The sequence below is a fragment of the Pseudomonas sp. A39 genome (assembly GCF_058145955.1).
Genome location: NZ_JBYVMD010000002.1, coordinates 231,789 through 251,986 on the forward strand (window position 1 = coordinate 231,789; position 20,198 = coordinate 251,986).

General features: G+C 59.3%; 16 protein-coding genes. 10 read left to right on the top strand and 6 right to left on the bottom strand.

Annotated features, from left to right (window positions below; genetic code table 11):
• The first annotated feature begins 123 nt into the window (after nt 1-123).
• The 5 genes from AC3ZU9_RS02705 to groL all read left to right on the top strand — a co-directional run bounded on the left by AC3ZU9_RS02705 (nt 124) and on the right by groL (nt 4,764).
• A complete protein-coding gene (locus AC3ZU9_RS02705) occupies nt 124-1,131 on the top strand; it encodes a DUF481 domain-containing protein (protein WP_046035257.1) in 1,008 nt (335 codons plus the stop codon).
• Nucleotides 1,132-1,248: 117 nt separating this feature from the next.
• Nucleotides 1,249-1,980: a HugZ family pyridoxamine 5'-phosphate oxidase gene (locus tag AC3ZU9_RS02710; RefSeq protein ID WP_046035258.1), complete on the top strand. Its 732-nt coding sequence runs from the start codon at nt 1,249-1,251 to the stop codon at nt 1,978-1,980.
• A 66-nt stretch (nt 1,981-2,046) separates the two neighbouring features.
• Nucleotides 2,047-2,523 (top strand): FxsA family protein, encoded by a 477-nt coding sequence (locus AC3ZU9_RS02715; protein ID WP_015885680.1) that lies wholly within the window; start codon nt 2,047-2,049, stop codon nt 2,521-2,523.
• A gap of 247 nt (nt 2,524-2,770) precedes the next feature.
• A complete protein-coding gene (locus AC3ZU9_RS02720; RefSeq protein WP_003175874.1) occupies nt 2,771-3,067 on the top strand; it encodes a co-chaperone GroES in 297 nt (98 codons plus the stop codon).
• Between the two features lie 50 nt (nt 3,068-3,117).
• Entirely contained in the window at nt 3,118-4,764 is a 1,647-nt protein-coding gene (groL, locus tag AC3ZU9_RS02725) for a chaperonin GroEL (RefSeq protein WP_015885679.1), read from the top strand.
• A 102-nt stretch (nt 4,765-4,866) separates the two neighbouring features.
• Here groL and AC3ZU9_RS02730 read toward each other — a convergent pair whose 3' ends face one another.
• Together AC3ZU9_RS02730 and AC3ZU9_RS02735 are read right to left on the bottom strand one after the other, a co-directional pair.
• Complete coding sequence (locus tag AC3ZU9_RS02730; RefSeq protein ID WP_046035260.1) at nt 4,867-5,604, bottom strand: phosphatase PAP2 family protein; 738 nt, start codon at nt 5,602-5,604, stop codon at nt 4,867-4,869.
• 50 nt (nt 5,605-5,654) lie between these two features.
• The gene (locus AC3ZU9_RS02735; protein ID WP_490090285.1) at nt 5,655-7,604 is read right to left on the bottom strand and encodes an LTA synthase family protein; all 1,950 of its coding nucleotides are present in this window, start codon (nt 7,602-7,604) and stop codon (nt 5,655-5,657) included.
• Nucleotides 7,605-7,805: 201 nt separating this feature from the next.
• On the opposite strand from AC3ZU9_RS02735, the gene colR reads away from it, so the two are divergent.
• From colR to AC3ZU9_RS02760, 5 genes are all read left to right on the top strand, one after another.
• On the top strand, nt 7,806-8,489 hold the full coding sequence (gene colR / locus AC3ZU9_RS02740; RefSeq protein ID WP_003175870.1) for a two-component system response regulator ColR: 684 nt from the start codon (nt 7,806-7,808) through the stop codon (nt 8,487-8,489).
• Nucleotides 8,479-9,759: a sensor histidine kinase gene (locus AC3ZU9_RS02745; protein WP_122811904.1), complete on the top strand. Its 1,281-nt coding sequence runs from the start codon at nt 8,479-8,481 to the stop codon at nt 9,757-9,759. The genes colR and AC3ZU9_RS02745 overlap by 11 nt, the downstream gene beginning before the upstream one ends.
• A gap of 187 nt (nt 9,760-9,946) precedes the next feature.
• Entirely contained in the window at nt 9,947-10,627 is a 681-nt protein-coding gene (locus tag AC3ZU9_RS02750; protein WP_490090286.1) for a class I SAM-dependent methyltransferase, read from the top strand.
• A gap of 4 nt (nt 10,628-10,631) precedes the next feature.
• The gene (locus AC3ZU9_RS02755) at nt 10,632-11,351 is read left to right on the top strand and encodes a lipopolysaccharide kinase InaA family protein (RefSeq protein WP_015885674.1); all 720 of its coding nucleotides are present in this window, start codon (nt 10,632-10,634) and stop codon (nt 11,349-11,351) included.
• Complete coding sequence (locus tag AC3ZU9_RS02760) at nt 11,348-11,575, top strand: hypothetical protein (RefSeq protein ID WP_015885673.1); 228 nt, start codon at nt 11,348-11,350, stop codon at nt 11,573-11,575. The genes AC3ZU9_RS02755 and AC3ZU9_RS02760 overlap by 4 nt, the downstream gene beginning before the upstream one ends.
• Before the next feature lie 60 nt (nt 11,576-11,635).
• Here AC3ZU9_RS02760 and AC3ZU9_RS02765 read toward each other — a convergent pair whose 3' ends face one another.
• The 4 genes from AC3ZU9_RS02765 to AC3ZU9_RS02780 all read right to left on the bottom strand — a co-directional run bounded on the left by AC3ZU9_RS02765 (nt 11,636) and on the right by AC3ZU9_RS02780 (nt 20,178).
• On the bottom strand, nt 11,636-14,662 hold the full coding sequence (locus AC3ZU9_RS02765) for a multidrug efflux RND transporter permease subunit (protein WP_046035262.1): 3,027 nt from the start codon (nt 14,660-14,662) through the stop codon (nt 11,636-11,638).
• A gap of 3 nt (nt 14,663-14,665) precedes the next feature.
• On the bottom strand, nt 14,666-15,796 hold the full coding sequence (locus AC3ZU9_RS02770) for an efflux RND transporter periplasmic adaptor subunit (RefSeq protein WP_490090287.1): 1,131 nt from the start codon (nt 15,794-15,796) through the stop codon (nt 14,666-14,668).
• Between the two features lie 168 nt (nt 15,797-15,964).
• Entirely contained in the window at nt 15,965-19,024 is a 3,060-nt protein-coding gene (locus AC3ZU9_RS02775) for a multidrug efflux RND transporter permease subunit (protein ID WP_490090288.1), read from the bottom strand.
• The gene (locus AC3ZU9_RS02780; RefSeq protein WP_122811906.1) at nt 19,021-20,178 is read right to left on the bottom strand and encodes an efflux RND transporter periplasmic adaptor subunit; all 1,158 of its coding nucleotides are present in this window, start codon (nt 20,176-20,178) and stop codon (nt 19,021-19,023) included. The genes AC3ZU9_RS02775 and AC3ZU9_RS02780 overlap by 4 nt, the downstream gene beginning before the upstream one ends.
• Between the last annotated feature and the right edge of the window lie 20 nt (nt 20,179-20,198).

The window sequence follows — 20,198 nt, forward strand, 5'->3', positions numbered from 1 at the left end:
AAACGTCTGTAAACATGGCGATGAGCATTGAACTCAACCCCGATCCTTGAGTCAGTCCTTGCTAAGACGTTATCTAACACGATAATGCCCTCTTTTCGCCAAGCCCGAGCCTCGAATCCGCTTATGTTGTCCAGAACCCTGCTGTGCCTCGCTGTTGTCAGCGCCTCAACGCCCTTGCTCGCAGATACCGTGTGGTTAAAGAACGGTGACCGCCTGACCGGCAAGATCAAGGTCTTCGACGGCGGTAAGTTGCTGATCCAGACCGACTACGCGGGCGCCATCCCGGTGGACTGGAAGCAGGTCAAGACCCTGCAAAGCGACCAGGAGTTACTGGTCAAGCAGGATGCCTACACGGGCGAGAAGGCCAAATCATTGCAAGCGGCGGATGATGGCAAAGTGGTGCTGGCCAATGGCGAGGCGCCCAAGACCGTCGACCTGGCCAGTATCCAGCAGATCATCAAGCCCAAGCCGGTGATCGAAGACTTGGTGTGGAAGGGCAATGTCGACATGGCGCTGGACTACAAGCGCGCCGAGAAGGACACCAACGACTACGACGTCGACTTCAAGACCACCGCGCGGCATGGCCAATGGCGCCATACCGGGCAGGGCGAGTACAACCGCGAATTCCAGGACGACGTGACCACCACCGACAACTGGGCGTTGGAATACGACCTCGACCGCTTCCTGACCGAACATTGGTTCTGGCAAGGTCGCTTGACCTACAAGCGTGACAAGGTTGAAGACCTCGCCCGCCAGCGTACGGTCGGTACCGGCCCGGGCTATCAGTTCTGGGATGATGAGCTGGGGGCATTCTCCCTGGGCTCGCTGGTTAACCGCACCGATTACGAATATTCCGACGGCGGCAAGGACAACTTCTATTCCCTGGCCATGAAGTGGAACTACAACCGCTATCTGGTAGGCAAGACCGTTGAGTTCTTCACCAGCGGCGAACTCGGCAAACCCATCGGTGGTCCGGCGGAGTATTCCCTGGATGCGGAAATGGGCCTGCGCTACAAAGTCACCGAATGGGCCTCGCTCAACCTCAAGGCTGAACGCGATGTCATCAGTGGCGACTCGGAAAGCAGCCTGAGCAAGACCCGTTACACCGCAGGCTTCGGTGTGGCCTGGTAACAGCCTTCGACACATCCCGGCAGGAGAGCCTCTGGCAACTGGTGCGTAGATTGATTACCTTGTGTTGAGATCCATTCCCATATGCCATGGGCGGCGGAATACCCGAGGAGTCAAACGTTGAGCGCACAGGTTGCCAAGAACGCCCGAGAGCTGTTGCTCAAGGAATACCGTGGGGCCCTCTCCACATTGTCCAAGGCCATGCCCGGTTTCCCTTTCGGGTCGGTCGTGCCGTATTGCCTGGACGAGCAGGGCCGCCCGCTGATCCTGATCAGCCGGATTGCCCAGCACACCCATAACCTGCAAAAAGACCCCAAGTGCTCATTGCTGGTGGGTGAACGTGAGGCGGATGACGTGCAGGCGGTCGGGCGCCTGACCTACCTGGCCGAAGCCGAAAAACTGGAAGAGGGCGCCGCGATTGAAGCGGCGGCCGAACGCTACTACCGGTACTTCCCCGATTCGGCCAACTACCACAAGGCCCACGACTTTGACTTCTGGGTACTCAAGCCGGTGCGCCACCGCTACATCGGCGGCTTTGGCGCGATTCACTGGGTCGACCAACTGACTCTGGCCAACCCGTTCGCCGGCCAGGCTGAGCGCAGCATGATCGAACACATGAACAGCGATCACACCAAGGCCATTGCCCACTACGTTGAACTGGCAGGCCTGCCTGCCACCGAACCTGCGCAGTTGGCGGGCATCGACAGCGAAGGCATGCATTTGCGTATTGGCCAGTCGTTGCATTGGTTGCCTTTTGCAGCGCCTTGCAACACGCCGACACAAGTCCGCGAAGCGCTGGTTTCATTGGCTCACGCCGAGGTCTGGCCGAAAAAAGAGGCCGCTGACGCTTGAATTCACGAAATGGCGACGTCATCTAAGGTGGACTGGCAAGGCATTCTTGCGTTGAGGAACCATTTGATGCGCCCTTTTTTATTGCTCTTTCTGCTGTTCCCGGTGTTGGAGCTGTTCGTATTCGTTCAAGTCAGCAGTGCGATCGGGTTTTTCCCGGCCCTGTTGCTGATCATTCTCGGCTCGATGCTCGGCGTCCTGGTGCTGCGCGTCGCCGGCCTGGCCACGGCGCTACGTGCCCGTGAAAGCCTCAACCGTGGCGAACTGCCCGCGCAGACCATGCTTGAAGGCCTGATGATGGCCCTGGCGGGTGGCCTGTTGATCCTGCCAGGCTTTATCAGCGATGTGGTGGGCCTGGTGATGTTGCTGCCAGTCACCCGTAAGCTGCTGGCCGGCAAGATGCGCCAGCGGGCTGAAGAGGCTGCGATTCGCCAGCGTGCCTTCGCCGAAGACCTGCAACCCCGTGGTGGCCCGGCTCCGCGCCAGCCCCTGGGGCGTGAAGGCGATGTGATCGAAGGTGAGTTCGAACACCGCGACAGCAAATAACCGCGTCATTGGCACGGCACCTTCGGGTGCCGTGTTGCTTTCAGCCGTCGGCACAGGTAAAAAAATTCCGCCGCGGCCCCTTGTAATAAGCTTATGCGCCCTTATGTAACGGTCACCGCAAGGTTTCTGGTGGCGACACCAGACAGACTTCCGCGTCTTGCTTGGCGAGGCGCGACCGGCACAGCCGGAAGACAACCCGCCGGTACACACACCGGCCGATGAAAAACACAATTAGGAGAGATCGACAATGAGCAAGCTTCGTCCTCTGCACGACCGCGTCGTAATCCGTCGCAGCGAAGAAGAAAAGAAAACCGCCGGCGGGATCGTTCTGCCAGGTTCGGCTGCTGAAAAAGCCAACCACGGTGTGATCGTCGCTGCTGGCCCAGGCAAGACCCTGGAAAACGGTGATGTACGTGCGCTGGCCGTTAAAGTCGGTGACAAGGTTGTATTCGGCCCTTACTCCGGCAGCAACACTGTGAAAGTCGACGGCGAAGACCTGCTGGTTATGGCTGAGAACGAGATTCTCGCCGTTCTGGAAGACTGATTTCCCCGCTCATTTTCCCGTTACTACAAAGTATTTAAGGAATATCGATCATGGCTGCTAAAGAAGTTAAATTCGGCGATTCCGCCCGCAAGAAAATGCTCACCGGTGTCAATGTCCTGGCTGACGCAGTAAAAGCGACCCTGGGCCCGAAAGGCCGTAACGTGATCATCGAGAAGAGCTTCGGCGCTCCGACCATCACCAAGGACGGCGTTTCCGTCGCCAAAGAAATCGAACTGGAAGACCGTTTCGAAAACATGGGCGCGCAGCTGGTCAAAGACGTTGCCTCCCGTGCCAACGATGACGCAGGCGACGGCACCACCACTGCTACCGTCCTGGCCCAGGCGATCGTCAACGAAGGCTACAAAGCCGTCGCTGCCGGCATGAACCCGATGGACCTCAAGCGCGGCATCGACAAGGCGACCATCGCCATCGTTGCTGAGCTGAAAAACCTGTCCAAGCCATGCGCTGACACCAAGGCTATCGCTCAGGTAGGCACCATCTCCGCCAACTCCGACAGCTCCATCGGCGACATCATTGCCGAAGCCATGGAAAAAGTCGGTAAAGAAGGCGTGATCACCGTTGAAGAAGGCACTGGTCTGGAAAACGAACTGTCGGTTGTAGAAGGCATGCAGTTCGACCGTGGCTACCTGTCCCCGTACTTCGTCAACAAGCCGGAAACCATGGTTGCCGAGCTGGACAGCCCGCTGATCCTGCTGGTCGACAAGAAAATCTCCAACATCCGCGAAATGCTGCCAGTGCTGGAAGCCGTTGCCAAAGCCGGCCGCCCACTGCTGATCGTTTCCGAAGACGTTGAAGGCGAAGCCCTGGCGACGCTGGTTGTGAACAACATGCGTGGCATCGTTAAAGTCGCAGCCGTCAAGGCTCCAGGCTTCGGCGACCGTCGCAAGGCCATGCTGCAGGACATCGCCGTTCTGACCGGCGGTACCGTTATCTCCGAAGAGATCGGTCTGAGCCTGGAAAGCGCCACCTTGGAAAACCTGGGCAGCGCCAAGCGCGTGACCATCTCCAAAGAAAACACCATCATCGTTGACGGTGCTGGCGTAGAGCAGGACATCCAGGCTCGCATCACCCAGATCCGTGCCCAGGTTGCCGAAACTTCGTCCGACTACGACCGTGAAAAACTGCAAGAGCGTCTGGCCAAGCTGTCCGGCGGCGTTGCAGTGATCAAGGTTGGCGCCGGTTCCGAAGTTGAAATGAAAGAGAAGAAAGCCCGCGTTGAAGACGCCCTGCACGCAACCCGCGCAGCCGTTGAAGAAGGCGTGGTACCTGGCGGTGGCGTTGCGCTGATCCGTGCTCTGGAAGCCCTGACCAACCTGACCGGCGACAACGCTGACCAGAACGTCGGTATCGCTGTACTGCGTCGTGCTGTTGAAGCGCCGCTGCGCCAGATCGCTGCCAACTCCGGCGACGAGCCAAGCGTTGTGGTCAACGAAGTCAAGAACGGCAAAGGTAACTACGGTTACAACGCTGCGACTGGCGTCTACGGCGACATGATCGAAATGGGCATCCTGGACCCTACCAAGGTGACTCGTTCCGCGCTGCAAGCTGCAGCCTCCATCGGTGGCCTGATCCTGACCACCGAAGCTGCAATCGCTGACAAGCCTAAGGCTGAAGGCGCTGGCGGTGGCGGTATGCCAGACATGGGCGGCATGGGTGGCATGGGCGGCATGATGTAAGCCAGCCTTACCCGGCCCTTGAAAAAGCCCCGCCTGCAGTGATGCAGGCGGGGCTTTTTTGTGCCTGTGTGGGCATCGGCAGTGGCTGAACAGGTTGCCCGTCTACGTGTGGAGTTCCCGCACCTGCGGCACCTCAACCCTCGAGGGCCGGTAGAGCAACAGGCAGTACAGGCCCAGGCAGATCAGCCAACAGAAAATCGCCGTCCATACATTGTGGGAGAAAAAGTGGGCGCCTTGCAGCATGCGGCTCACTGAAAAAGCGCTGCCCAAGCCGATGGCAAAGATGAATGCCTTGCGCGCCAGGCGTGGCCGGCGATCGCGTAGCGCAAAGAACCAGGCAAACAAGGCAAACCCGGTTGCCGCATGACCGCCGGGCCAGCAGCGCCCAGGTTTATCCGTGGGCGGGCGCGGGCTCAGCAGTTCGCTGTAGGTTTCCTGGCCGCCGAATTCCTTGAGGCTCCAGGGGCACTGCACGGCGGTGATGGTTTTCAACGGCGAGACGAAGGCCGTCGCCAGGCCGAGGGACAGGACCAGGCAGACCAGTTCGCGGCGATAAGGCTTGAGCCGTTGCAGGATGAAGGTGCCGACGAGCCCTAGAATCGCCAGGACCGAAAACAGGATGACCAATTGCTTGGCACGGTCATGCAGGATGTCTTCAAGGAAGAAACTGTAACGCCCGATGAAGCCGCCATCCGCCGCATTGTAGAAACGCTTGGCGAGGTCCATGTCCAGCGATGTCAGCTCCAGCAACAGCATCAGGAGCGCGGCACCGGCGGGTATGCCCAAGCACAGCCAAAGATTGAGCGGCTTGGAAGCCGGCGCCGCGAGTGTGGACTGCATGACGAACCCTGATTGAAGAATCCCGTACCGAACGGCACGGGACGTGTTCGTTAACGCTTGCTGAGTACCGGAGCCTCGTCCTTGGGGGCTCGCCATCCAAGTAATTGCTGCTTGAACCCGTAACTGGCGGCTTGGTAGTAGGTGATCGCCCGTTGGATCAACGCGTCCTCGCTGCCGACCCGCAGCTCCTGGCTCTCGCCCAAGGCTTGATCGTGGCGACGCAGACCCAGGCGTGGGCTGAGGATCGCCAGGTCAGTGCCGTCAAACAAACCCAGGTGTTGGTAGTTACCGACCACTACGCGCGGTGGCAGCGGGTTGTCCTGCAACAGGTTGCGGCCGAAGAAGGTTGATTCGTAGCTCAGGTTGATCAGGCCCAGCAAGGTTGGCGCCAGGTCGATCTGGCTGGCCAGTTGCGCGGTTTCCCGAGCATCGATCAGCTTGGGCGCATAGATGAACAGTGGAATCTGGTAGTTGGTGATAGGCAAGTCTTCCTTGCCCGCGCTGCCGGCCGTGTGGTCGGCGACGAACACGAAAATCGTGTTATCGAACCACGGCTTCTGGCGCGCTGCCTCCAGGAACTCGCCGATGGCATGGTCGGTGTATTTCACCGCGCCATCACGGCCGTTGCCGGATTTGATATCGATGCGCCCGTCCGGGTAGGTGTAGGGGCGATGGTTGGACGTGGTCATCAGTTGCAACAAAAACGGCTGCTGTTTGGCGTAGTCGGCATCGGCCAGCTTGAGGGTCTGTTTATACAGATCCTCGTCGGCCATGCCCCAGGCGTTTTTAAACGAGATCTCCGATTCAGGCACGCTGCTCTGATCGACGACCCGATAACCGTTACCGCTGAAGAACGCATTCATATTGTCAAAGTAACCACGCCCGCCGTAGACGAACACACTGTCATAGCCAATGGCGCTGAGGTGTTGGCCGAGGCTGGCGAAGCCGCTTTCCCGGCCGATGCGCTTGACGATCGAGCGCCCAGGCGTGGGTGGAATTGCCAGGGTGATTGCCTCCAGACCGCGATCGGTGCGGGTGCCGGTGGCGTAGAAGTTATTGAAATACAGGCTCTGTTTGCGCAGCGCATCCAGGTTAGGCGTGAGGTTGCGGCCATCGCCATTACTGCCCAGGTACTTGGCGCTGAAGCTTTCGATGGTCACCAGCACGATGTTGGGTTTACGTAGTGTGCCTGGGTTGGTGATGGCGCGGCGGATATCCAGCGGGTCCTGGCCGATGAAGCGGGCGTTGGGTTCGCTGAGTTCAGCGCGCAGTTGTCGGGCCACGATGTCCGTCGGCAGGGTTTTGTAGAACTGCGGGTAATCCAGCTCGTTATTACGGAAGGCGGCAAAGAACTGATACGGGCCATTGCTCGCCAACTCGTTCTTGTAGGCATTGCCGCCCTGCGTGCGCGGGCTGTCCTGGCTGATCAGTTGCAGGCTCAGGCCGGTGACGACCAGCAAGGCGAGGGCGTTCAGCAGACGACCACGCATCGCCGGCAGCGGGGCACTCATCGCTGCGTTGAATGGCTTGCGCAGGGCCAGGCTCAGCACAATGGCCAGCATCGCCAGCAGGCTGAGCAGTTTGCCGATCGGGTAGGACTCCAACAGGTTGTTCAACACCTCATCGGAATACACCAGGTAATCGACGGCGATAAAGTTGAAGCGCACGCCGAATTCATCCCAGAACAACCATTCGGCAACCGAAGTAAACAACATGGCGAACAGGCTGACAGTCAGCACTGCCTGCAGGAACCAACGGTGCCCACGGCGGCGCCACAGGGCGGGCGGGCATAGCAGCAGGTACAGCCCCAGTGGCAGGGCCGCGTAGGCTAGAAAACCCAAGTCGTAGAGCAAACCCACACCAAACACCGGCAGTAAGTTGCCTCCGACCTCGTCCAGGTGAGTGATGAGCAGTACGCTGCGTGTGAGCAAGAAAACAACCAGCCAGGCACCGGTTACCAACAGCAAATAGCGCATTGGCGCTGTTTTGAACAAACCCATGTCTATGTTCCTTATATCAATGGGAGGCGATCTTCGCCCTGACACTGTAGTCAGTTTGTGAAGCTATAGTGAAAAACTCGTTCGACAATACAATCAGTTGAAAAGCTTTATCGACAGGCCTTTCAGCTCTATCCCTGAGCCCCACTTGGCCTTAAGCTGCGCGAGCCAACACGGCCGTTACCGCGTACGGAGACACTGCCCATGCGAATTTTATTGGTTGAAGACAACCGCGATATCCTCGCCAACCTGGCGGATTACCTGGGTTTGAAGGGCTATACCGTGGACTGTGCGCAGGACGGTTTGTCAGGCCTGCACCTGGCCGCCACCGAGCATTACGACCTGATCGTGCTCGACATCATGCTGCCCGGCATCGACGGCTACACCCTGTGCAAGCGCCTGCGTGAAGACGCCCGCCGTGACACGCCGGTGATCATGCTCACCGCCCGCGACCAACTCGACGACCGGCTACAGGGCTTCAAGTCCGGTGCCGATGACTACCTGCTCAAGCCGTTTGCCCTGTCGGAACTGGCCGCGCGTATCGAAGCCGTGCTGCGTCGTGCCCAGGGCGGCGGTCGCCGCGCCCTGCAGGTGGGTGACCTGAGCTACGACCTCGACACCCTGGAAGTCACCCGCGAGGGGCGCCTGCTCAAGCTCAACCCGGTCGGCCTGAAACTGCTGGCGGTCCTGATGCAGAAGAGCCCGCACGTGCTGCGCCGCGAAATTCTCGAAGAAGCCCTGTGGGGCGATGACTGCCCGGACAGCGACAGCCTGCGCAGCCACGTTCACCAATTGCGCCAAGTGATCGATAAGCCGTTCGCCAAACCGTTGCTGCAAACGGTGCATGGCGTGGGTTATCGCCTGGCCGAGGGTCGTGATGGAGTTTAAGCAAAGCCTTTCCCAGCGGATCATCATCGCCTTTGCCTTGATGAGTGCGTTGGTGGCGGGCGCCTTTGCCATGGGCATCGTGGCGACTGTGCACTTGGTCGAAGAAAAGTTGATCTCGGCGGGCCTGGGCGGTGACTTGCAGCGTCTGCTGCTGATGGACACGGTCGAGGACTGGCGGCACCGGCCCGAGCCGGACCAACTGTTTTATTTCAGCGGTGGGCCTGGCGACTTCGAGTTGCCCAAGGATTTGCGGCACCTTGAGCCTGGGTTCCATGAAGTATTCCGCGAGACGCTGTCGTACCACGCCATGGTCGAAGTCGTCGACGGCAGGCGCTATGTGCTGCTGCAGGATCAAAGCGATTTCGAAGAACGCGAGCGGGTGCTGTTTGCGGTCGTGCTGGTGGGCTTCGTCCTCAGCCTGGCGCTGGCGGTGTTCCTGGGTTGGGTGCTGGCGCGCAAAGTGATGGCACCGGTCGTGCGTCTGGCCCGCCAGGTACGTCACCGTGACCAGTTGCTGGGCCTGGCACCGCCCCTGGCGCCGGACTACGCGGCGGATGAAGTGGGTGAGCTGGCCGTGGCCTTTGATGCCACGCTGGGAAGGCTCCGTCAGGCGCTGTTCCGCGAGCAGATGTTTACCAGCGATGTAAGCCACGAATTACGCACGCCGTTGATGGTATTGGCCAGCTCCTGCGAACTGTTGCTGGAAAACCCGGCCATCGATCAGCGTGGGCGTAACCAGGTACAGCGTATTGCCCGGGCGTGTGAAGAGATGCGTGAGCTGGTGCAAACCTTCCTGATGCTTGCCCGCGCCGAACACGACAATGCGTCAATGTCGCCACAGGTGACGTTGCCGCAGGTCGCCGACGACTTACTCGGCATCTGGCGTGAACAAATCGAGCGTAAAGGCCTGGAACTGATCTACCAGCCGGGTAACCCCCTGGACACGCGCTACAACACCACCTTCCTGCATGCGGTAATGGGCAACCTGTTACGCAACGCCTTGCACTACACCGAACACGGCTTTATCCGCCTCACGTTGGAGCCGAGCGGTTTTGTGGTGGAAGACTCCGGAGTGGGCATTCCGGAAGACAAGCGCGAAGCGATGTTCGAGCCCTTCGTGCGCGGCAACGAGAAACGCGGTGAAGGCTTGGGCTTGGGCTTGTCGCTGGTCCAGCGGATCTGCGAAAACCAGGGCTGGAGCGTCAGCCTCAGCACCATGGAGCCCAACGGCTGTCGCTTTCATGTGCAATTGAGTCAGGTCAACGCCTGACTCTACCCTCTGCCGCAATCCTGCCAGAGATCCCCGCTATTCGGCGAAGATGGCCCCATGCCATTGCTTGTGTCTGTAAAGTCTTGAAATGTATGGGATTGGACAGGACAAGTTTTTCACAACTGGTTGACCTGTTGATCACAGTTCACTGCTTAAGGTTGTAGGCATCAGTAACTGGAGATCAGTGATGTCTACCCCGATCAAACTCGAATTTTCCGAAAAGTACGACGACGAGCACGCGCAGAATTATTTGCTCAAGCATCAGGACAATCTGGCTCGCCGGCTGTCCCACAAACGCGACGAGCAATTAGCGCGCGGTGCGCTGGCCATGGCCGGTGAGCCGGGGTTGGTGCTGGACTTGCCATGCGGGGCCGGGCGGTTCTGGCCGTTGCTGGCGGAGAAGCCCAACCGTGTGATTATCGGTGCCGACAATTCAGCGTCGATGTTGAAGGTCGCCACAATCGCCCAACCGGCGGACGTGGTGAAACGGGTACGCCCCTTGCAGACATCTGCCTTTGATATCGATTTGCCAGATAACTCGGTCGACAGCATCTTCTGCATGCGCCTGATGCACCATATTGGTGATCCGGCGCACAGGCTAGCGATACTGCGGGAATTTCAGCGTGTTACCCGCGACAGCGTCATCATTTCGCTGTGGGTGGATGGCAATTTCAAGGCCTGGAAACGCAAGCGCGCCGAAGTAAAACGTCGCAACAAGGGTGAGCAGGAAGGTTACCAAAACCGGTTTGTGTTACCGGCTGCTACTGTTGAAACAGAATTCGAGGAAGCGGGTTTCCGTGTCCAGGAGTCCCTGGACTTCATACCGCTCTACGCCATGTGGCGAGTCTATGTATTGCGCAAGAGGTAACAGGATGGCAGTTGAGTGCGTAGCGGGCAGTCACGTAGCTCCCGAAGAGCGATTCGATTATTTCTGGCGCCAGCAGGGCGAGTGGGTCGAGGAGCCTAACCGTCGGCGTGGCGGTGAAAGTGGCGTGCAACGGGTCATGGGCCCCAATGGACGCTTGCTCTACAGCAAACGCCAGACTGGGCATATCTACCGCAGCTGGTTGCACCCGTTCGGCCGCCCCACGGTGTTGCGCGAGCGCGATGCCATCAAGGGCCTGCGCCTGTTGGATGTGCGAGTGCCGGAGATGGTGTTTTGCGAGGCGCGCCGCGACCCCGAGCACCAATGGAAGGCGTTGTTGGTCACCGCCTCTCTCGACGGTTTCGACGAAATCGAAAACTGGTACGCCGCCGGTGGCCGCGAACAGTACGGCGAGTTGGTTCACGAGCGTCTGCTCAAGGAATTGGCCGGCACCCTGGCGCGTATGCACAAGGGCCGTTGGCAGCATGGCTGCCTGTACATCAAGCATATTTTCGTGCGGGTGACGGGCGAAGGTGACTCGGCCAACGTGGAAGTGGCGCTGCTGGATTTCGAGAAATGCCGCCAGCGTTTGACCGCTTATCGGGCGGCCTCCCATGACATGCTGCAATTGCGCCGCCATTCGTCGTGGAACGATACCGACTGGAAGAAACTCAGCTATTTTTATGAGACGGCGTTTGGCAGCGCTATCAAGGGTTTAACCAGATGAAGCTAGAAATAGCACGAGGTTTGTTCCTGGTCGGGGCGCTGGGCGTTGCAGCCTTGGCGCTGGCGGCGTGGGAACAGCCCCGCACACAGGTGCTCAGTGCGACGCAGGGTGGCGGGCAATGCCTGTTGCCGCGCGTCGCCAAGACCAGTGTGGCGGTCAAGCCTGATCATGAGTTGTTGCTGTTCATGTTTGGAATGTCTCAAGGGATGAGGCCGCAGAGTTGAAACGATTCAAACCCCCGAAAAAGGGCCTTGCGATGCGAGGCCCTTTTTTTTGCCTGCAGGTCAGGCCTTATCCGGTTTGGCCAGCAAGGTATACACGCAAGGCAGCACAAACAATGTAAACAGCGTGCCGATCGACATCCCTGTCGCAATCACCATACCGATATCAAACCGGCTGACCGCGCCCGCACCCGTGGCGAAAATCAGCGGCACCATGCCGAACACCATCGCCGCGGTGGTCATCAACACCGGTCGCAAGCGAATCGCTGCGGCTTCTTCCACCGCCTGGCGTGGCGTCAGGCCCTTGTCTTTGCGCAGTTGGTTAGCGAACTCCACGATCAGGATCCCGTGCTTACTGATCAAACCGATCAGCGTCACCAAACCGACCTGGGTGTAGATGTTCATGCTTGACCAACCCAGGAACAGCGGAATCAGCGCCCCGCAGATCGACAACGGCACTGTCACCAGAATCACCAACGGGTCACGGAAACTCTCGAACTGCGCCGCCAGCACCAGGAAGATAATCGCCAGGGCCAGGCCAAAGGTGACCCACAGCGCCGTGCCTTCCTGGATAAATTGCCGGGACGCGCCGCTGTAGTCGAACGCATAGCCGGGCGGGGTTTCTTCAAGGGCGATCTGGCGCACGGTGTCGATGGCCTCGCCCATGCTGACGATGGGAAAACCCGAGATCAGCGCCGAGTTGAGTTGCTGGAACTGGTTCAGCTGCCGGGGGCGGGCGCGGTCCGTCACCGTGATCAGGGTCGAGAGTGGCAGCAACTCGCCCTGGGCGTTTTTCACGTAGTAGTTGTTCAGCCAGTCGGGGTTGTCGCGGTAGGCACGCTCGACCTGGGCAATCACTTTGTAGCTGCGTCCATCCAGGGTGAACCGGTTGATTTCCGCCTCCGCGAGCAACGTCGCCAGGGTGCCGCCGAGGTCCTGCATCGACACGCCCATCTGCGCCGCCTTGGCACGGTCGATATCCACCACCACTTCGGGTTTGTCGAATGCCAGGTCGATATCGACAAAGGCAAACTTGCCCGACGCCATCGCGCGCTTTTTCACTCGGTTGGCCACATCGAGCAACGACTCATAGTCGTTGGCCGTGTTGATCACAAAGCCGAACGGCAAGCCTTCGCCCGTGCCCGGCAAAGAGGGCAGGTTGAAGCCGAACACTTGCAGGCCGGGAATCTGCTCGAGGCGCTTTTGTACCTCGGGCAGGATTTGCATCTGGGTGCGGTCGCGCTCGTTCCACGGCTTGAGCAGAAAACCGCCGATGCCCGATTGCACACCGTTGAAGCCGTTGATCTGGAACGACGAGTAGTACTCCGGGAACTCCTTGAAGATTTTGATGAACTCGTCTGTGTAGGTGTTGAGGTAGTCCAGGTTAGTCGGCTGCGGCGCGCTGGCCATCATGAAGATGATGCCTTGGTCTTCGTCAGGCGCCAGTTGCGACTGGGTGAACTTGAGGAACACCGGGATCAGGCACAGCACGATCAACGCAAACACGATCACCACCGGCCGCGTGTTCAGGGTGCCGTGCAGCATGCTCTGGTAGCGGCGCTTGAGGCTGTCGAAGATCCGGTCGAGGCGGTGAGCCAGGCCCGAAGGGTTTTCATCGTGACGCAACAACAGCGCGCACATCATCGGCGACAGCGTCAGGGCGACGATGCCGGAAATGATCACTGCACCGGCGAGGGTGAGGGCGAATTCCTTGAACAGCGCACCCGTGAGCCCTTCGAGAAAGCCAATCGGCGCATACACCGCCGCCAGGGTGACGGTCATCGACACCACCGGCAGCGCGATTTCCCGTGCGCCTTCCAGCGCTGCATCCAGAGGCGTCTTGCCGTCTTCGATATGCCGGTGGATGTTTTCCACCACCACGATGGCATCGTCCACCACCAGGCCGATGGCCAGGACCATCGCCAGCAGGGTCAGCAGGTTGATCGAATAGCCCATCAACTGCATGAAAAACAGCACGCCGATCATCGACAGCGGGATCGTGATGACCGGGATCACCACCGACCGCAGGGCACCGAGGAACAGGAACACCACCACAATCACGATCAGTACCGCTTCAAACAGCGTCTTGACGACTTCGTTGATGGACGCCTGGATAAACAGCGTGGCGTCATAGGCAATTTCGGCCTTGAGGGTGGGCGGCAGCTGGGATTCCAGCTCCGGCATGATCTTGCGCACTTCCTTGATCACATCCAATGGGTTGGCGCTGGGCGTGGCCTTGATACCGATGTACACCGACGGCGTGCCGCCAAATGAGCTGATGGCGTTGTAGTTTTCCGCGCCCATTTCCACCCGGGCCACGTCCCGCAGCAGCACACGGCTGTCGCCGGCGGTTTTCACCGTGATCGCGCCAAATGCGTCGGCGGACTTGAGGTCGGTGTTGGCGTTGATACTGGTGACCACGAACTCGCCCTTCACCTCGCCGGCGGCGGACAGGAAGTTGTAGCGGCGCACGGCGTCGGTGATGTCGCTGGCGCTGAGGCCGAAACCGGCGAGTTTCACCGGGTCGAGCCAGATGCGCATGGCGAATACCTGGTTGCCGAGGATCTCCGCTTCGGCCATGCCGGGCAGGGTGGCGAGCTTGGGCTGGATCACCCGAGACAGGTAGTCGGTGATCTGTGGATTGCTTAGTTGCCCGCTGGAGAAGCTGATGTACATCAGCGCCGAGGCGTCGGCGGCTTCTTTGCTCAGCACCGGGTCCTCGGCATCCTGGGGCAGCTTGTTCTTGACCTCGTTGGCCTTGGCCAGCAATTCGGTAAACAGGCGGTCGCTGTTGGCGCCGATGCGCGCATAGATCGAGATCACCGAGAAGTTCTGGCGACTCACCGAGGTCATGTAGTCGATGCCTTCGGCGCTGGCCAGGCTTTGTTGCAGGGGTTGGGTGATATAGCCCTGGATGGTCTCGGCGTTCGCACCGGGGTAGGCGGTGGTCACCGTGATCAGGGCGTTCTCCATGCTTGGATACTGGCGCAGCGGCAGCTTGCTGTAAGCCTGGAAACCCAGCAGCACAATCAGCAGGCTGACCACCATGGCCAGCACGGGCCGGCGAATAAAGACGTCGGTGAACTTCATGGCTCAGTGCCCTGCCGGCAGGTTTTTGTCCGGGCTGATGGCAATGGGCGTGCCGTTGTCCAGCTTCAGCTGGCCGGCGCTGACCACCTGCTCGCCGGCTTTCAGGCCCTTGCTCACCAGCACCAGGCCGCCGCGCCGCTCACCGGTCTCGACGAACCGCCGTTCGGCGATCAGCAGCGGCTTGCCATCGGCATCCTTTTCCACCTCGCCGCTCTCGGTTTTTTTCTCGGCCACGGCGTACACCGAGTTGCCGTAGAGGGTGTAGGTAATCGCGCCTTCCGGCACCACGATCTGCGCGGCGGGATTGGGCAGCAGCACGTCCAGGCTGGTGAACATGCCGGGCAGCAGCTTGCCCTCCGGGTTGGCCAGGGTGGCGCGCACCAGCACATTGCGCGTGCTGTTCTCGACCTTGGGGTTGATCGCACTGACGCTGCCGGGGAATGGTTCGCCCGGGTAAGCCGAGACGGCGACCTGAACGGCCTGCCCAAGGGCGACTTTGGGCACGGAGTGCTCGGGGATATAGAAGTCGACGTAGAGGCTGCTGATGTCCTGCAAGGTGGCGATCACCGTGCCGCTGGCCAGGTAGTCGCCTACGTCCACTTGGCGAATGCCGATGGTGCCGCTGAATGGCGCGACGATGTGCTTTTTCGCCAACGACGCCTTGAGCTGATTGACCGTGGCCTTGTTCTTTTGCAGTTGCGCGGAGAGGCGGTCGAACTCGCCTTTGGAGATGGCTTGGCTGCCGACCAGTTGGCTGCCGCGACCGTAGTCCAGCTGGGCCAGGCCGAGGTCGGCCTGGGCGGTTTCCAGCAGGGCGCTTTCCACTGCGCTGTCGAGTTGCACCAGCGGCTGCCCGGCCTTGACCTTCTGCCCGGACGCGAACTGCACGTCCTTGACTGTGCCGGCAACCTCCAGGCTCAGGTTGACCCCTTGCAAGGCTTTGAGCGTACCCACCGAGGGCAGGCGTAGTTGCCAGGGCTGCTCGGTCGCCGTGGCGACGGCCACACTCACGGGTGGCTTGGGTTTGGAGAAGACCTGGATTTGCTGATAGATGGAAAAGGCTTTATAGCCCGCCAGCAGCAGGACAATTAACAGGACAACACCCAACATGATCAGCAGGCGACGGCGCAGCATATTCCGGTTCCTTGGAAAAACTGGGGCAGACGAAGACAGGCACATCCGGAACATACTCCGAGTGTCGGAGGTATTCCAGCGGGTAAGTTTTACCGTCGGTGGCAGGCTGGAACTCACCGATTGTCAGTTGTAAAAGGTGAGAAAGGGCTGTCAGCCCTTTCCAGTGAATCAGTGCGGGGATGTGCTGCCAACTGTTCGAGCCGCAGGGTCGGCTTTGGTCAATGCCGCGTACACCGATGGCAGGACGAACAAGGTAAATAATGTCCCGATCGACATGCCGGTGGCGATCACCAGGCCAATATCAAATCGGCTGACGGCGCCTGCGCCGCTGGACAAAATCAGCGGGATCACCCCCAGCACGGTTGCCAGGGTGGTCATCAGAATAGGTCGCAGACGGATTGCTGCTGCCTCCTCGACGGCGGCGCGCGGTGAAAGGCCCTGTTCCTTGCGCAGTTGGTTAGCAAATTCGACGATGAGGATACCGTGCTTACTGATCAGGCCTATTAACGTGACCAAACCGATTTGCGTATAGATGTTCAGGGTGGACCAGCCCAGGAACAGCGCGATCAACGCCCCGGCTATCGACAGTGGCACCGTCACCAGTATCACCAACGAATCGCGCAGGCTTTCGAACTGTGCGGCCAATACCAGGCCGATGATCGCCAGCGCCAGGCCGAAGGTGCCCCACAGCGCGTTCCCCTCCTGAACAAACTGGCGGGTAGCATTGCTGTAATCGAAGGTGTAGCCCGGTGGCGCCTCCTCTTGGGCGATTGCTTGCAGGGTTTCGAGCGCATGACTCATGCCGACAATCGGAAACCCTGAAACGATGACTGAATTGAGCTGTTGGAACTGATTCAACTGCCGTGGTCGCACCTGTTGGCTGGATACTTTGATTAATGTCGAAAGGGGGAGCAATTGACCGTCGGCGTTTTTGACTGCGTAGTGGCTCAGCCATTGTGGATTGTCTCGGTAGGTGCGCTCGACCTGGGCAATCACCTTGTAGAGGTGGCCATCAATGCTGAATCGGTTGATTTCCGTTTCAGCCAGCAGGGTCGCCAGGGTCAGGCTCAGCTCTTCCATGGATACCCCCATTTGCGCGGCTTTGGTCCGGTCGATGTCGATCACCACTTCGGGGCGGTCGAACGCCAGGTCGATATCCACGTAGGCAAATTTTCCTGAGTCTATTGCACGTTGCTTGATACGTTCGGCCACGCTCATCATCGACTCATAGTCTTGCTGGGAACTGAGCACGAAGCCGAAGGGCAGGCCCTCACCCCCTCCTGGCAGGGACGGCAGGTTAAACGCGAAGACCTGCAGGCCGGGGATACGGTCCAATTTTTCGCGCAGGGGGGCGAGTACCTGCATCTGTGTGCGGTCACGCTCATTCCAGGGTTTGAGTAGAAACCCACCGACACCTGAATGAACACCGTCCAGGCCGTTGATCTGGAACGAAGCCTGGTATTCGGGCAGCGTCTTGAACGGCTCGATAAATGCTTGGGTATACGTATTCAGGTAGGCAAGGTTGGTCGGCTGCGGCGCACTGGAAAGGATGAATATCAGGCCCTTGTCCTCATCGGGCGCCAGTTCCGAAAGGGTGAACATGAGCATTACGGGAATCAGGCCGAGTATGACCAGGGCAAACACCAAGACCACCGACTGCGCTTTCATGATCTGATGCAGGCGTTGCTGATAGCTTTTTCTCAACGCATTAAAGAAGCGGTCCAGGATCAGGAACAGGCCCTTGGGCTGTTCCTCGGGGCGTAGCAACACCGCGCACATCATCGGTGACAGGGTCAGCGCGACGATACCGGAAATCACCACGGCACCGGCGAGCGTCAGGGCGAACTCCTTGAACAAGGCGCCCGTAAGGCCTTGCAGGAAACCGATAGGGGTATACACCGCAGCCAGTGTGATGGTCATGGACAGCACCGGCACACATATCTCTCTCGCACCCCGGATAGCCGCTTCAAGAGGGGATTTACCCCTTTCGATGTGCCGGTGAATGTTTTCCATCACCACGATGGCGTCATCGACGACCAGGCCGATCGCCAGAACCATGGCCAGCAGGGTCAGAACGTTGATGGAGTATCCCATCACTTGCATGAAAAACAGCGTGCCAATCAGTGACAGCGGAATAGTGACGACTGGAATTACCGCTGAGCGCAGCGAACCCAGGAACAAAAAAACCACCAACACCACGATCACGATGGCCTCCACCAGGCTGGACAGCACCTGGTCGATAGAGGCGTTGATGTACAGCGTCGAGTCGTAGGCGATGTCCACGTCCAGGCCAGGTGGGATCTGCGATTGCAGCTGCGGCAGCAATTCGCGAACGTGCTTGGCCAACTCCAAGGGGTTGGCGTCGGGGGCCGGTTTGATGCTGATGTAGAGTGCAGGGATGCCATTGAACGTACTGAAACTGTCGTAGTTCTGGGAACCCAATTCCACGCGTGCCACGTCACCCAGGCGCACCTGGCTGTCGCCCTTGGTTTTCAGGGGGATCGCATTAAACCCCTCTACCGAATGGAGTTCGGTGTTGGTCTGGATGCTGGTGACGACATATTCACCTGTCACATCACCTGCGGTGGGCTGCACGTTGTAGCGCTTGATCGCCTGCGTCACCTCACTGGCGCTCAAACCAAAACCAGCGAGTTTTATAGGGTCCAGCCACAGGCGCATGGCAAAGCTCTGGTTGCCGATGATCTGCGCTTCGGCCATGCCCGGCAGGGTCACCAGCCGAGGTTGAATCACACGACTCAGGTAGTCAGTGATCTGGGCGTTGTTCATGGTTTCGCTGGAAAAGCTCAGGTACATCAACGCGGTATTGTCAGCCGCGACCTTGCTCAGTATCGGGTCGTCAATCTCGCGCGGTAACTGGTTCCTGACTTCATTGGTCTTGGCCAGCAGCTCCGTGAACAAGCGGTCGCTGTCGGCGCCGACTCGCCCGTAGATCGAGATGATCGAAATGTTCTGGCGACTGGAAGACTTCATGTAATCGATGCCTTGCGCGCTGGCCAGGCTCTTCTGCAACGGTTGGGTGATGTAGCTTTGAACACTCTCGGCACTTGAGCCTGGAGAGACCGTGGTCACCGTGATCAGCGCACTTTCCATCTGTGGGAACTGGCGCAACGGCAATTTTCCGTACGCCTGCCAGCCCAGCAACACAATTAACAGACTCACCACCAGCGCAAGTACGGGGCGGCGAATGAACAGGTCGGTGATCGTCATTCTTCGTTTTCCCGATAGGTCGCCTGGGGCAGGTCGTCCGGTTGATTCCTGTCGATGCTGATATGGACCGGCGTACCGTGCACCAGCTTGTTCTGACCGGCAGTGACGACTTGTTCACCCTTGTGCAGGCCCTTGTCGACCACGACAAGGCCATCGCGTCGCTCGCTGCTTTGGATCAAGCGCCGCTCGGCGATCAGCACGGGCGTGCCGTCTTCCTGCACCCCATGCTCCTGGGTGTTATCGGGGGGGGCCACAACGTACACGTATTGGCCGTAGGGGCTGAACGTGATCGCGCTTTCCGCAACCACCGTGTGCAATTGCGGGTCGGCCAGCTGTATCCGCAGGTCAGCGAACATGCCTGGCAGCACATTTTTGGGCGGGTCTGCCAGGGTCGCCCGCACCAATACATTTCGCGTGCTGTCATCAACGATCGGGTTGATGGCGCTGACGCTGGCGAGGCTGAAAACACCGGGGCGCGCGGAGACTTCAACCTGAACCGACTGGCCGATCGTGATCAATTGGGCGGCTTGCTCAGGGACATGGAAATCAACGTAAAGACTGCTGGTGTCCTGCAGGCTGGCGATCACCGTACCGCTTTGCAGGAAGTCACCCAGATCCACTTGGCGAATACCGATGATGCCGCTGAAAGGGGCGACGATAGATTTCTTTTTCAGTGCTTCGCTGCGTTGCGCAACGAGGGCATTGTGCCGCGTGAGCTCTGCACTCAGTCGATCGTACTCACCTCGGGAAATGGCGTTGATCGTCACCAGCTCCTTGCCGCGTTCGAAATTCTGCCGGGCCAAACGTTGGTCGGCCCGTGCCATGTCCAATTCGGCCTGTTCGGTCTGGTGCTCAAGTTGCAACAACGGTTGGCCCGCATCGACCCTTTGCCCTGACTCGAAGTGCAGCTGGGTGACCACGCCGGGGACTTCGATACTTAAATTGATACCTTGCAATGCCTTGAACGTGCCAGCCGCCGGCAACTGGCGCTGCCAGCGCTTTTCGAATGCGTTGGAGACCGCCACGCTCACGGGCGGCTTTGGCGCATGCAGGATCTGCAGCTGTTGGTAAACCCAAAACGCCTTGTAGCTGGCAAGCATCAGTACGACTAACAGGACGATACTGAGCATGGTAAGCATCCGACGGCCCGGCATAGCTGGTTCCTTATAGTGAG